This is a genomic window from Citrobacter sp. Cpo091, assembly GCF_030332645.1.
Lineage (GTDB): Bacteria > Pseudomonadota > Gammaproteobacteria > Enterobacterales > Enterobacteriaceae > Citrobacter > Citrobacter portucalensis.
Genome location: NZ_JAOWHL010000034.1, coordinates 210,927 through 224,711, shown reverse-complemented (window position 1 = coordinate 224,711; position 13,785 = coordinate 210,927). Strand labels below are relative to the sequence as shown.

Sequence of the window (13,785 nt, the reverse complement as noted above, 5' to 3'; positions counted from 1 at the left end):
ACACTCAGGATTCTACCGCCAGTGAACGGTTTCTGAACTTAAGCGACTGGTACAGCCAAATCATCAGCACCAGCACCACACAGGCCAGCGCACCCCAGGTAATTTCACTAAAGACATCAATATAGGCATTGATGGAGTAGTTGATAGCGCCGGCAGCATCAAACGAGCCTTGTGAGGTCTGATCGGCGATAACGCCTGCCAGGTAATTGGCGATGGCACCGGAAAGCAGCATATAAATGCCGGTTAATACGCCGGTAACACCAGGGATCTCAATACGCGTAATTTGTGACATTGCTACCGGATCGATAAACAGTTCGGCAAAGCCCATGACCGCCAACCCAAGTACCATCAGCGGCATGGAAGAGTGGCCGTAAGCAGCGGACCAGCGAGCGCTCAAGGTTAGAATACAGAACCCAGCGCTCATTAAGCCGAGGCCAAGGGCAAATTTACCCCAGATACGTACGGTACGATTGCCACTCACGCTTTCTTTGACTACCCACGCCAGTACGATACCGCACAGCATAACGGCAAAAGCGTTAACCGACTGGAACATCGCGGTAGGGACGGAATACCCCAGAATATCGCGGTTAACGAAGCGGTCGATATACAGGCTGATCGAACTGCCGCCCTGTTGAGCAAAGGCCCAAAACAACAGGCTGAAGAAGGTCAGCGTGACGATAAGCCCCAGCTCTTTGCGCTGTTTCTGCGTCTGTGCCTGGCGATAAATCTTCGCCAGAACTGCCAGACCAATAACAGTGGCAACTATCAGTGCGTAAACGGACCACTCTTTCCAGAACAGCACGGTAATCAGCAGCGGTGCGGCAACCAACAAAACTAACAGCCAGGCCCAGTTTGGCAGAATAAAGGTTTTAGCACAGAGAACGGCCTTGTTGACGCCGGTGGTGTGGGCGAAATGGCGATTACCACATAAGAATATCACCAGCCCTGCCAGCATGCCGATGGCAGCCAGCGCAAAGCCCATCGCCCAGCTGTATTCTTCCTGCACGTAGCCACAGGCAATAGGGGCAATAATCGAACCTATGTTACCAGCAGCGTAAAGCAGAGAGAATCCACCGTCGCGACGCGGGTCTTCAGGTTGATACAACTCGCCCAACAGGCAACTGATATTTGATTTAAACAGACCGTAGCCGCAGACAATTATCGCCAGCGACAAATAGAGGAACGCCGGGGCCATTTCGCTGGCACCCAATACCAGATGTCCTACCGCCATTAAAAATGCGCCGATCATCACCGCCATTCGATTGCCGAGCACTTTATCGGCCAGGTATCCCCCGAGAATAGGGGTGACATAGACCAGCGAGCAGTAGGCGCTGAACAGTTCATATGCGTGATTATCGTCGTACTTAAGCTGGTTAGTGAGATACAGGATCAGCAGCGCACGCATGCCGTAAAAACTGAAGTATTCCCAGATTTGTAGCGCGACAACGTAGTATATCGCCCGTGGTTGAGATGCTTGTTTATTCATTATTTTCTCGAAGTAAATGCCTCGCGACTGGCTGAACGTGCTGCGCGAGTGTGTTTCCTTAAAGTTGTAACTTTGATACAGATCTGATTATTTTTGCAATATGCTGTCTGATTGCATAAATATACATGAATTAGATCGCGTAGTGGTAAGCAAATCACGTTCAAAGCGGGTGTGATTGTTTCTTTATGTGTCAGTGAAATGGCTATCGACGAACGCAGGCGGGAACGCTATTTTAACCTAAGCTGTGTTGCTGATTGGGCAGGCAGAAATGATGACTACGAGGACGATGATGAAAAACACCGAACTGGAACAACTGATCAACGACAAACTAAACAGCGCCGCCATTAGCGATTATGCGCCGAATGGTTTGCAGGTTGAGGGCAAAGAGACGGTGCATAAAATCGTGACCGGTGTGACTGCAAGCCAGGCATTGCTGGACGAGGCGGTACGCCAGCAAGCGGATGCGGTTATTGTTCACCACGGCTATTTCTGGAAAGGCGAATCTCCGGTTATTCGCGGCATGAAGCGCAATCGTCTGAAAACGCTGTTAGAAAATGATATCAACCTGTATGGCTGGCACTTGCCGCTGGATGCACACCCGGAATTGGGGAATAACGCGCAGTTGGCCGCGCTGTTGGGAATCACCGTTATGGGGGAAATTGAACCGCTGGTGCCATGGGGAGAACTCTCCATGCCGGTTCCGGGGCTGGAGCTGGCATCGTGGATTGAAGCGCGTTTAGGCCGTAAACCGTTATGGTGCGGTGATACCGGGCCGGAGAAAGTTCAGCGCGTTGCCTGGTGTACCGGTGGCGGTCAAAGTTTTATTGATAGCGCAGCCCGATTTGGTGTCGACGCCTTTATTACCGGTGAAGTCTCTGAGCAAACCATTCACTCAGCCCGCGAGCAGGGGCTGCATTTTTATGCTGCCGGTCACCATGCGACCGAACGCGGCGGCATTCGCGCATTAAGCGAATGGCTGAATGAAAATACCGATCTGGACGTAACCTTTATCGATATACCTAATCCAGCGTAATAAAGAGGGATGAAAGTGCAGCGAGCGCGTTGTTATCTGTTAGGTGAAACGGCGGTGGTTCTTGAACTGGAGCCCCCCATCACGCTGGCGACTCAGAAACGCATCTGGCGTCTGGCTCAGCGTTTAGTTGACGCCCCGAATGTGCTTGAAGCTATTCCGGGAATGAACAATATCACGGTTACTCTACGCGACCCGCAAACGCTGGCGCTGGATGCGATTGAACGCCTGCAGCGCTGGTGGGAAGAGAGCGAAGCACTGGAGCCGGATTCACGTTTTATTGAAATACCTGTGACCTATGGTGGTGAGTTTGGCCCTGATCTGGCAGAGGTCGCCCGACACAGTGGATTAAGCGACAAGCAGGTCGTCGAACTTCATGCGTCAGTTGACTATGTGGTGTGGTTTATCGGTTTTCAGCCGGGATTTCCCTATCTCGGGAGCTTACCTGAACAGCTGCATACCCCCAGACGTGCGGAACCGCGTTTGCTTGTTCCGGCAGGTTCTGTCGGTATCGGTGGATCTCAAACGGGGATCTACCCGCTTGCCACACCCGGTGGATGGCAATTGATTGGGCGTACCTCCGTTTCGTTATTTGATCCAAAACGGGAGGAGCCGATTCTGTTACGGGCTGGCGATACCGTGCGTTTTGTCCCGCAGAAGGAGGGGATATGTTAAACATCATCCGCGCTGGCATGTACACCTCAGTACAGGACGGGGGACGCCATAGTTTTCGTCAATCCGGAATTAGTCACTGTGGCGCGCTGGATAAACCGGCGCTGAACGTGGCTAACCTGCTGGTGGGTAATGATGCGAATGCCGCAGCGCTGGAAATCACTCTGGGGCAACTGGTGGTGGAGTTTGAAGCCGATGGCTGGTTTGCCCTGACCGGTGCCGGATGCGAAGCGCATCTGGATCGAACTCCCGTATGGAGCGGATGGCGGTTACCGGTAAAAGCCGGGCAGCGTCTGACGCTAAAACGTCCTCTTCATGGCATGCGCAGTTATCTGGCGGTAGCGGGCGGTATCGATGTTCCCGAAGTGATGGGCTCGCGTAGTACCGATCTGAAAGTGGGCATTGGTGGGTTTGAAGGGCGTCTGCTGCGTGATGGCGATCGACTGGCGATTGGCATATCTACCCGGCAATTCAGCGGGCCACAAGGTGTAAAACAACTGATGTGGGGTAATCTCATTCGCGCACTGCCCGGCCCTGAATATCAGGAGTTTGATGAGGTATCGCAGGCCTCTTTCTGGCGCTCGCCGTGGCAGCTTAGCCCGCAAAGTAACCGTATGGGGTATCGTCTTCAGGGGCAGCCGCTGACGCGCACGACCGATCGCGAGCTGCTGTCGCATGGTTTGCTCCCCGGCGTGGTGCAGGTTCCGCATAATGGCCAGCCAATCGTGCTGATGAACGATGCTCAGACGACGGGTGGCTATCCGCGCATCGCCTGTATTATCGAGGCAGATATGTATCATCTGGCGCAGATCCCGCTCGGTCAGCCGATTCATTTTGTGCAGTGTTCGCTGGAGGAAGCGCTGAAGGCGCGGTACGACCAGCAGCGTTATCTGGAACAGTTGGCATGGCGACTTAACAATGAAAATTGATCTCAATGCAGACCTCGGTGAGGGATGTGCGAACGATGCAGCGTTGCTGCAATTGGTGTCATCTGCCAACATCGCCTGTGGGTTTCACGCCGGCGATGCGCAAACTATGCTCTTAAGCGTGCGTGATGCGTTAAAAAATGGTGTGGCGGTAGGCGCGCACCCCAGCTTTCCGGATCGGGAAAATTTTGGTCGTAGCGCCATGACCCTGCCTGCACAAACGGTGTATGCACAGACGCTGTATCAAATTGGCGCGCTGGCTGCCATCACGCGGGCAGAAGGCGGTGTGATGCGCCATGTCAAACCGCATGGCATGCTCTATAACCAGGCGGCGAAAGATCCTCAATTGGCTGATGCGATTGCGAAAGCGGTTCATGCCTGTGATCCGTCGCTGGTTCTGGTCGGGCTGGCGGGAAGCGAACTGATTCGCGCTGGAGAACACTATGGCTTGATAACGCGTCAAGAGGTTTTTGCCGATCGGGGTTATCAGGCCGATGGCAGTCTGGTGCCACGTAACCAGCCGGGCGCACTGATTGAGGATGAAGAGCAGGCGCTGGCGCAAACGTTAGAAATGGTGCAATCCGGCAGAGTAAAAAGCCAAAGTGGAACATGGGCAAGCGTGACCGCCCAGACGGTATGCATTCATGGGGATGGCGAGCACGCACTCGCTTTTGCCCGTCGCTTGCGTAGCGCCTTTAATGCATGCAATATTGAAATTGGTGCATAAGATTTACCATACAAAACAACAATATATTACACAACAACATATACGGGAATGAATTATGGGAGAGGTAATTTCTCTCTGGCCATTGACGGGGATCGCCGTCATCGTGGTCGGATTTCTTTTACGTTTTAATCCGGTATTGGTGGTTATTATTGCCGGGATCGTCACGGGACTGGCGGCGCATATGCCGATCGCCACCATCCTCGAGAAGCTGGGTGAAGGTTTTCTTAACACCCGCAACCTGCCGTTTATCCTGCTGATCCCGCTGGCGGTTATTGGCCTGCTGGAACGTCACGGACTCAAAGAGCGTGCTCAGGCGTGGATTGCGAAAATCCGCAGTGCCACCAGTGGCCGTCTGCTTATTGTCTATCTGTTCATTCGCGAAGCGACCGCTGCGTTAGGGTTGACCAGTCTGGGGGGGCATCCGCAGATGGTGCGCCCGCTGCTGGCGCCAATGGCGGAAGGGGCCGCCGAGAAAAATCACGGAGAGATACCCGGCGCGGTTCGCTATCGCCTGCGCGCAATGTCAGCGGCGACCGATAACGTCGGGCTGTTTTTCGGTGAAGATATCTTTGTTGCCTTCGGCGCGATCATATTCATGCACAACTTTATGCTGGAGTCTGGAGGGATCCAGACCGAACCTCTGCATATCGCCTTGTGGGGGATCCCAACGGCAATTTGTGCTTTCCTGATCCACGGCACGCGTTTGTGGCGTCTGGATAGCTATTTGCAACGTGAGGTGGCGAAAGCAAATGCCGCAGCGAAAGGGGAAGCGAAATGAATTTTCAACAAAGCTATCTCTACTGGCTGGCAGGTGCGGTATTACTGATTGTGGCGCTGATGTCCTGGCAGGACAAAGCAAACCCGCGCCGTTTCACCACAGGCCTGTTTTGGGGCATATATGGCGTACTGTTTCTGCTTGGTGACTGGACATACTCGCTGTTTGGCGATAAACGCGCAGTGCATATTGCCGTCGGCGTTGCGGTGGTCGTGCTGGCCCTGATCGCGGGTTTTGGCGGTGTGAAGCTGGGAAGCTACCATCAACGCACGCAGCAACAGCGCGAAGAAAGCGCCAGCCGCCTGGGCAACCGCCTGTTTTTCCCAGCGTTGGCGATCCCGGTGGTAACGGTCATTGGCGTACTGATGTTCAACCATATTCCGGGCTTACAGGATGCGCTGTTCGGGCCGGGTAATCACGCCACTCTGGTGACGCTCTTTTCAATGACAGCGGGTTCGTTGATTGGTCTGGCGATGGCGATAAAAATGACCCATGAGCGGGTGCATCAACCGATTCAGGAGGCACGCCGTCTGCTGGACTCCATTGGCTGGGCGTTCATTTTGCCGCAGATTCTGGCTACGCTTGGGCTGCTGTTTACAGCGGCGGGTGTCGGTAGCGGCATTTCATACCTGACGCAGGAATATCTGGCGGTGGATAGTCGCTTTATCGCGGTGGCGGTGTACACCATCGGCATGGCATTGTTGACCATGGTTATGGGTAATGCGTTTGCTGCTTTCCCGATCGTGACCGCTGGGATTGGCATTCCGATCCTCGTACTGCAACACGGCGGCAACCCAGCGGTAATGGCGGCGATAGGTATGTTCTCCGGCTATTGTGGGACGCTGATGACGCCGATGGCGGCGAACTTTAATATTGTTCCTGCAGCGTTGCTGGAACTACCGGACAAAAATGCGGTGATTAAAGCGCAGGTGCCAACCGGCGTACTGCTGCTACTGGTCAACGTGTTCCTGATGTATTTCCTGATGTTCCTGTAAGGAGGAAGGATGAAAACAGTACTCATCACGGGATTTGAACCCTTTGGCGGCGAGTCAGTTAACCCTTCCTGGGAAGTGGTCTCGAGCCTCGACAATGCTATTATCGGCGGATGCCGTGTTATTGCCCGCCAACTACCGTGTGTCTTTGGCGAGTCTCTCGCTGTACTCAACGCCGCGATTGACGCGTTGTCGCCATCACTGGTGCTGGCGGTGGGGCAGGCGGGTGGTCGCACGGATATCACCGTGGAACGCGTGGCGATTAACGTTGACGATGCGCGTATTGCGGATAATCAGGGGCAACAGCCGGTCGATGTGCCGATTGTGGTCGATGGCCCGGCGGCATGGTTTAGTACGTTGCCGATTAAAGCGATGGTTGTCTCCATGCGCAACGCGGGAATTCCGGCCTCGGTTTCCCAGACTGCGGGTACTTTCGTGTGTAACCATGTGATGTATGGCCTGCTGCATAAACTACGCGACGTACCGGCGGTGAAGGGCGGCTTTATTCATATCCCTTATTTGCCGCAACAGGCTGCGCAGCATCCCGGGGCGCCAAGTATGGCGACAGAAACGGTGCGCCGTGCGCTGGAGATTGCGATTGCCACCGCCTTGCAGGTGGAAAGCGATATCGCAGTGACGGGCGGCGCAACACATTAACAAAGGACAGTATTATGCCTGAAGGCCCGGAGATCCGCCGCGCGGCGGATAACCTGGAGGCGGCAGTCAAAGGCAAACCCCTGACGGATGTCTGGTTTGCCTTTGAGCAGTTAAAACCGTATCAATCTCAACTGATTGGGCAACGTGTTACCCAGCTTGAAACGCGGGGGAAAGCATTACTGACCCATTTTTCTAATGGCCTGACGCTGTACAGTCACAATCAGCTCTATGGCGTGTGGCGAGTGGTGGATACCGGCAAAATTCCGCAAACTTCGCGGATACTGCGTGTCAGGCTGCAGACACACGACAAAACTATCCTGCTCTATAGCGCGTCTGATATCGAAATGCTGACGCCAGAACAGCTCTCCACCCATCCGTTCCTGCAACGGGTAGGGCCAGATGTACTGGATTTACGTTTAACGCCCGATGAGGTTAAAGCGCGTCTGTTATCTCCGCGTTTTCGCAATCGCCAGTTTTCTGGTCTGCTACTGGACCAGGCATTTCTGGCTGGATTAGGTAACTACCTGCGGGTAGAGATCCTTTGGCAGGTTGGGTTGACCGGGCAGCATAAAGCGTCGCAGCTTAGTGATGAGCAACTGGATCAACTGGCACATGCGCTGCTTGATATTCCGCGGTTGTCTTATACTACCCGCGGCCTGGTCGATGAGAATAAACATCACGGTGCGTTGTTTCGCTTCAAGGTCTTTCATCGGGACGGCGAAACCTGTGAGCGTTGTGGTGGAATAATCGAGAAAACGATGCTCTCTTCGCGCCCCTTTTACTGGTGCCCGGGTTGTCAGCACTAAGCGGGTTGTTTTGGTGCGTGCACCGAAATAAAACGCGCGACTGCGGGGCCAGTTAACAAAATGCTGAACAGTCGCAGGGTTTGCATCGCCATGATGAGCGCCATATCAGCGTGGCTTCCTGCGGCGATCACCGCAACAGAATCCACTCCTCCAGGACTGGTTGCCAGATAGGCAGTGAGAAAATCGATCTGCATGTAATGCGCCAGTCCCCAGGCCATGGCTGCGCAGATCGCCATCAGTGAAAAAATGGACAACAGGATCTGTGGCAGTGGTCGTAACGCCATCAAAAAGATCTGCTTGTCAAAGCCAAGACCGATTTGCCAGCCAATTGACATATAGGCTATTGCCAGTAGCCATTCCGGCAGTTCAATCACCATCACTCCGCTTGCATTCAGCATGGCACCCACCAGCATTGGCAATAGCATAACGCCAGAGGGAATACGCAGTAGGCGCCCAGCCGTGCCGGCAACGGCGGCCAGCATCAGAGTGCTGAAAAGATTGCCGCTTAGCGGCGGAAACCAGATGATTTGTTCACTGACCGTTTGGGCCTGGTCGCCCATCACCAGCCGGGTGACCAGCGCTGCCGCGCCGACCACCAACAGTACGCGCAGATACTGCATAAACGCCACCAGCCGGATGTCGGCGCCATAATCCTGGGCCATTGCGACCATTGCCGCTGCACCGCCTGGTGACGAGCCCCACGCACCAGTATTCCCAGGTAGATTACTATAGCGAACCAGCAGCCAGCCGATTATCGCGCTGCTGATAAGAGTTGCCAGCAGGATAACAATCACCATCGGCCAGTGGGCTGCAAGGGTTGTAAAGATTGAACCAGTCAGATTTTGGGCAATCATACAGCCGAGAATCGCCTGTGCGCCAAGAAATGTGCAGCGAGGAGGATGCAGCGAGATGCCGCGCATACTGAAGATGATGCCGACGATCATCGAACCGAGCAGCAAGGGGCCTGGAAGATGGATAAACAGAAAGAGCAGGGAAAGAAGGAGCGATAGCACAAACAACAGGCTCCACTGCAAAACAGGCATCCCATGCTCCTGAGTAAAATGTGAGAAATCTCAGTAAATCATAGAGAAAGCACGATAAGAATAAAATAATGTGGATCAAATAAAAACAGGCCGGACATAGGCATCACTGCTTTATCCGGCCTGGGAGCGTTTATAACTTTAAGCCGGACAAGCGCTAGCGCCATCCGGCAGACAATTAACGCTTAATATCAGACTTAAAATCGCGCTTGTCGTAGCCGGTGTACAGCTGACGCGGACGCGCGATTTTCATGCCGTCGGTGTGCATTTCGTTCCAGTGTGCAATCCAGCCAACGGTACGTGCCATGGCGAAGATAACGGTGAACATGGAGGACGGAATGCCCATCGCTTTCAGGATGATGCCGGAGTAGAAGTCTACGTTCGGGTAGAGTTTCTTCTCGATGAAGTACGGGTCGTTGAGCGCAATGTGCTCAAGTTCCATCGCCACTTCCAGCAGATCATCTTTGGTGCCCAGTTCTTTCAGTACTTCATGGCAGGTTTCACGCATGACAGTAGCGCGCGGGTCATAGTTTTTATAAACACGGTGACCAAAGCCCATCAGGCGGAAGGAATCATTCTTGTCTTTCGCGCGGCGAACAAATTCCGGAATGTGTTTAACAGAGCTGATTTCTTCCAGCATTTTCAGCGCAGCTTCGTTTGCGCCGCCGTGTGCCGGTCCCCACAGGGAAGCAATACCTGCCGCGATGCAGGCAAACGGGTTAGCGCCAGAAGAGCCCGCGGTACGTACGGTAGAGGTTGAGGCGTTCTGTTCGTGGTCAGCGTGCAGGATTAAGATACGGTCCATTGCGCGTTCCAGAATCGGATTCACTTCGTATTTTTCGCACGGCGTAGAGAACATCATGTTCAGGAAGTTACCGGCGTAGGAGAGATCGTTACGTGGGTACACGAACGGCTGCCCGATGGAATATTTGTAGCACATCGCTGCCATGGTTGGCATTTTGGACAGCAGGCGGAAGGCGGCGATTTCACGGTGACGCGCGTTGTTTACATCCAGCGAGTCATGATAGAACGCTGCCAGCGCTCCGGTTACACCGCACATAACGGCCATCGGGTGAGAGTCGCGGCGGAAACCGTGGAACAGACGGGTGATCTGCTCGTGGATCATGGTATGGCGAGTGACTGTGGTTTTGAACTCGTCGTACTCTTCCTGCGTCGGTTTTTCGCCGTACAGCAGGATATAACACACTTCCAGATAGTTGGACTCGGTCGCCAGTTGGTCAATCGGGAAGCCGCGATGCAGCAAAACACCTTCGTCACCGTCGATGAAAGTAATTTTGGATTCGCAGGATGCGGTAGAGGTGAAACCTGGGTCAAAAGTAAACATCCCTTTTGAGCCAAGGCTACGAATATCAATAACATCTTGACCGAGCGTACCTTTCAGCACATCCAGTTCAATAGCAGCGTCACCATTTAGAGTGAGTTTTGCTTTAGTATCAGCCATTTACGGTCTCCTTAGCGCCTTATTGCTTAAGACTGCCGGAACTTAAATTTGCCTTCGTGCATCAATAAACCGTTACCAGTTTGTTATTTGGCTCGCCGCTCTGCGAAAGAGGGGATGACCTGGGTACAGAGCTATGGGCGCTTGCAGGTAAAACGGTCTTTTCATGGCGAATAAACTGCAAATCAAGAACTTAGCAATCCGAATTATTTAACCTGTCTATCACTAATAACTGTCCTGAAGGTATTGGTCAATACTTCCACACTGTTACATAACTAAATCTCCGGTGAAAGAGTGACCCCATAACTTTTACGCATTATATGCTTTTTCTGGTGTCGTTTGTAACAACTTTGTTTAATGATTGTCAAATCAGATGATTAAAAATTAAAATAATGTTGTTATCGTGACCTATGTCACTGTTCGGGATAAAACCCGACAAACTATATGTAGGTTAATTGTAATGATTTTGTGAACGTCCTATACTGCCGCCAGGTCTCCGGAATACCCTGCAATCCCGAGCCAACCAGCGTTGTAACGTGTCGTTTTAGCATCTGGAAGCAGTGTTTTATATGACGCGTAGTTATAGTAAGGACGCTGTCTGACCCGCACGCAGACCGGAGGAAGGAAATCCCGTCGTCTTTCAGGCTACAGGTGTCTTCATCTTCTGTACCCGAAGTCTAAAGGGAATAATAAGAACAGCATGTGGGCGTTATTCATGATAAGAAATGTGAAAAAACAAAGACCTGTCAATCTGGATCTGCAAACGATCCGGTTCCCAATCACGGCGATAGCGTCCATTCTCCATCGCGTATCCGGAGTGATCACCTTTGTGGCAGTCGGGATTCTGTTGTGGTTATTGGGTACCAGCCTTTCCTCCCCTGAAGGTTTCCTCACCGCGTCATCCATTATGAATAACTTCTTTGTGGAGTTAATTCTGTGGGGGATCCTGATTGCGCTGGCATATCACGCCGTAATGGGCATTCGCCATCTGTTGATGGATTTTGGCTATATCGAAGAAACCCTCGAAGCAGGGACACGCTCCGCCAAAATTTGTTTCGTTATCATTGTCGTGCTTTCACTTCTCGCAGGAGTCCTCGTATGGTAAGCAACGCCTCCGCATTAGGACGCAACGGCGTACATGACTTCATTCTGGTCCGTGCTACCGCTATCGTTCTGACGTTATACATCATCTATATGGTCGGTTTCTTCGCCACCAGCGGCGAGCTGACGTATGAAGTCTGGACCGGTTTCTTCTCATCGGCATTCACCAAAGTCTTCACCCTGCTGGCACTTTTCTCCATCTTGATTCATGCCTGGATCGGCATGTGGCAGGTGTTGACCGACTACGTTAAACCTCTGGCTGTGCGCCTGATTCTGCAACTGGCTATCGTCATTGCGCTGGTGGTTTACGTCATTTATGGATTTGTTGTGGTGTGGGGTGTGTAATGAAACTGCCAGTCAGAGAATTTGATGCTGTTGTGATTGGTGCCGGCGGCGCAGGTATGCGCGCGGCGCTGCAAATTTCCCAGAGCGGTCAGACCTGTGCGCTGCTCTCCAAAGTGTTCCCAACCCGTTCCCATACCGTATCCGCGCAGGGTGGCATCACCGTTGCGCTCGGTAATACCCATGAAGATAACTGGGAATGGCACATGTACGACACCGTTAAAGGGTCGGACTACATTGGTGACCAGGACGCTATTGAATATATGTGTAAAACCGGTCCGGAAGCGATTCTGGAGCTGGACCACATGGGGCTGCCGTTCTCTCGCCTCGACAATGGCACAATTTATCAACGTCCGTTTGGCGGCCAGTCGAAGAACTTCGGCGGCGAGCAGGCGGCTCGTACTGCGGCAGCGGCCGACCGTACCGGTCATGCGCTGTTGCACACGCTGTATCAGCAGAACCTGAAAAACCATACCACCATCTTCTCCGAGTGGTATGCGCTGGACCTGGTGAAAAACGCCGATGGCGCAGTTGTCGGTTGTACCGCGCTGTGTATCGAAACCGGTGAAGTGGTTTACTTCAAAGCCCGCGCGACTGTGCTGGCCACCGGCGGTGCTGGCCGTATTTATCAGTCCACTACTAATGCCCACATCAATACCGGTGACGGTGTTGGTATGGCTATCCGCGCTGGCGTGCCGGTGCAGGATATGGAGATGTGGCAGTTCCACCCAACCGGTATCGCCGGTGCAGGCGTTCTGGTAACAGAAGGCTGCCGTGGTGAAGGTGGCTACCTGCTGAACAAACACGGTGAGCGCTTCATGGAGCGTTATGCCCCGAATGCGAAAGACCTGGCGGGTCGTGACGTGGTGGCGCGTTCCATCATGATCGAAATTCGCGAAGGTCGCGGCTGCGACGGCCCGTGGGGTCCGCACGCCAAACTGAAACTCGACCACCTGGGTAAAGAAGTACTGGAATCCCGTCTGCCGGGTATTCTCGAACTGTCCCGTACCTTTGCTCACGTTGACCCGGTCAAAGAGCCGATTCCAGTTATCCCAACCTGCCACTATATGATGGGCGGTATTCCGACCAAAGTAACTGGCCAGGCGTTGACAGTGAATGAGCAGGGCGAAGATGTGGTGATCCCTGGGCTGTTTGCCGTCGGCGAAATCGCCTGCGTATCGGTTCACGGCGCCAACCGTCTGGGCGGCAACTCGCTGCTGGACCTGGTAGTATTTGGTCGTGCGGTTGGTCTGCATCTGCAGGAATCCATCGCTGAGCAGGGTGACCTGCTGGATGCGACCGAAGATGAAATCGACGCTTCTCTGGCGCGTCTGAACCGCTGGAACGGTAACCGTAACGGTGAAGACCCGGTGGCGATTCGCAAAGCGCTGCAAGAATGTATGCAGCATAACTTCTCGGTATTCCGCGAAGGCGATGCGATGGCGAAAGGTCTGGAAGAGCTGAAAGCGATCCGCGAACGCCTGAAAAATGCCCGTCTGGACGATACCTCCAGCGAGTTCAACACCCAGCGCGTTGAGTGTCTGGAGTTGGATAACCTGATGGAGACCGCGTACGCCACTGCAGTATCTGCAAACTTCCGTACCGAAAGCCGTGGCGCGCATAGCCGCTTCGACTTCCCGGAACGTGATGATGAAAACTGGCTGTGCCATTCCCTGTACCTGCCAGAGTCGGAATCCATGACGCGACGCCAAGTCAATATGGAACCGAAGCTGCGCCCGGCATTCCCGCCGAAGATTCGTACCTATTAATGC

14 protein-coding genes and 1 pseudogene are annotated in these 13,785 nt (G+C 53.4%); 11 read left to right on the top strand and 4 right to left on the bottom strand.

Features of this window, described 5'->3' with window-relative positions; all coding sequences use genetic code 11:
- Window positions 1-4: 4 nt before the first annotated feature.
- Complete coding sequence (dtpD, locus tag OGY04_RS11730) at window positions 5-1,486, bottom strand: dipeptide permease DtpD (RefSeq protein WP_235124603.1); 1,482 nt, start codon at window positions 1,484-1,486, stop codon at window positions 5-7.
- A 289-nt stretch (window positions 1,487-1,775) separates the two neighbouring features.
- On the opposite strand from dtpD, the gene ybgI reads away from it, so the two are divergent.
- From ybgI to nei, 8 genes are read left to right on the top strand one after another with little or no spacing between them, the layout of a single operon-like run.
- The gene (gene ybgI, locus OGY04_RS11725; protein WP_003831390.1) at window positions 1,776-2,519 is read left to right on the top strand and encodes a radiation resistance protein YbgI; all 744 of its coding nucleotides are present in this window, start codon (window positions 1,776-1,778) and stop codon (window positions 2,517-2,519) included.
- Between the two features lie 15 nt (window positions 2,520-2,534).
- Window positions 2,535-3,191 carry a 5-oxoprolinase subunit PxpB gene (gene pxpB, locus OGY04_RS11720; protein ID WP_003831391.1) on the top strand — a complete coding sequence of 219 codons (657 nt, stop codon included), beginning with the start codon at window positions 2,535-2,537 and terminating at the stop codon, window positions 3,189-3,191.
- Window positions 3,185-4,117, top strand: coding sequence for a 5-oxoprolinase subunit PxpC (pxpC, locus tag OGY04_RS11715; protein ID WP_057067723.1), 933 nt, complete (start codon window positions 3,185-3,187; stop codon window positions 4,115-4,117). The genes pxpB and pxpC overlap by 7 nt, the downstream gene beginning before the upstream one ends.
- Window positions 4,107-4,841, top strand: a complete 735-nt coding sequence (gene pxpA, locus OGY04_RS11710; protein WP_286585318.1) for a 5-oxoprolinase subunit PxpA — start codon at window positions 4,107-4,109, stop codon at window positions 4,839-4,841. The genes pxpC and pxpA overlap by 11 nt, the downstream gene beginning before the upstream one ends.
- Window positions 4,842-4,896: 55 nt before the next feature.
- Window positions 4,897-5,619, top strand: coding sequence for a DUF969 domain-containing protein (locus tag OGY04_RS11705; protein WP_003831395.1), 723 nt, complete (start codon window positions 4,897-4,899; stop codon window positions 5,617-5,619).
- A complete protein-coding gene (locus OGY04_RS11700) occupies window positions 5,616-6,611 on the top strand; it encodes a DUF979 domain-containing protein (RefSeq protein WP_008784131.1) in 996 nt (331 codons plus the stop codon). Before OGY04_RS11705 ends, OGY04_RS11700 begins: the two co-directional genes overlap by 4 nt.
- 9 nt (window positions 6,612-6,620) lie before the next feature.
- Window positions 6,621-7,265, top strand: coding sequence for a pyroglutamyl-peptidase I (gene pcp / locus OGY04_RS11695; RefSeq protein WP_100272761.1), 645 nt, complete (start codon window positions 6,621-6,623; stop codon window positions 7,263-7,265).
- Between the two features lie 14 nt (window positions 7,266-7,279).
- A complete protein-coding gene (gene nei / locus OGY04_RS11690; protein ID WP_286585317.1) occupies window positions 7,280-8,071 on the top strand; it encodes an endonuclease VIII in 792 nt (263 codons plus the stop codon).
- Here the strand turns inward: nei and OGY04_RS11685 are convergent.
- The 3 genes and pseudogenes from OGY04_RS11685 to OGY04_RS11675 all read right to left on the bottom strand — a co-directional run bounded on the left by OGY04_RS11685 (window position 8,068) and on the right by OGY04_RS11675 (window position 10,887).
- The gene (locus OGY04_RS11685; RefSeq protein ID WP_008784134.1) at window positions 8,068-9,114 is read right to left on the bottom strand and encodes an AbrB family transcriptional regulator; all 1,047 of its coding nucleotides are present in this window, start codon (window positions 9,112-9,114) and stop codon (window positions 8,068-8,070) included. The two genes, nei and OGY04_RS11685, sit on opposite strands and share 4 nt — an antisense overlap.
- A 175-nt stretch (window positions 9,115-9,289) precedes the next feature.
- A complete protein-coding gene (locus tag OGY04_RS11680) occupies window positions 9,290-10,573 on the bottom strand; it encodes a citrate synthase (RefSeq protein WP_003831404.1) in 1,284 nt (427 codons plus the stop codon).
- A gap of 203 nt (window positions 10,574-10,776) precedes the next feature.
- Window positions 10,777-10,887: pseudogene (locus OGY04_RS11675) on the bottom strand (hypothetical protein).
- Window positions 10,888-11,270: 383 nt separating this feature from the next.
- On the opposite strand from OGY04_RS11675, the gene sdhC reads away from it, so the two are divergent.
- The 3 genes from sdhC to sdhA are packed head-to-tail and all read left to right on the top strand — an operon-like array spanning window position 11,271 to window position 13,782.
- Window positions 11,271-11,675 carry a succinate dehydrogenase cytochrome b556 subunit gene (gene sdhC / locus OGY04_RS11670; RefSeq protein WP_003831406.1) on the top strand — a complete coding sequence of 135 codons (405 nt, stop codon included), beginning with the start codon at window positions 11,271-11,273 and terminating at the stop codon, window positions 11,673-11,675.
- Complete coding sequence (sdhD, locus tag OGY04_RS11665; protein WP_060682566.1) at window positions 11,669-12,016, top strand: succinate dehydrogenase membrane anchor subunit; 348 nt, start codon at window positions 11,669-11,671, stop codon at window positions 12,014-12,016. Before sdhC ends, sdhD begins: the two co-directional genes overlap by 7 nt.
- Entirely contained in the window at window positions 12,016-13,782 is a 1,767-nt protein-coding gene (gene sdhA / locus OGY04_RS11660; RefSeq protein WP_003831409.1) for a succinate dehydrogenase flavoprotein subunit, read from the top strand. Before sdhD ends, sdhA begins: the two co-directional genes overlap by 1 nt.
- Window positions 13,783-13,785: the final 3 nt, after the last annotated feature.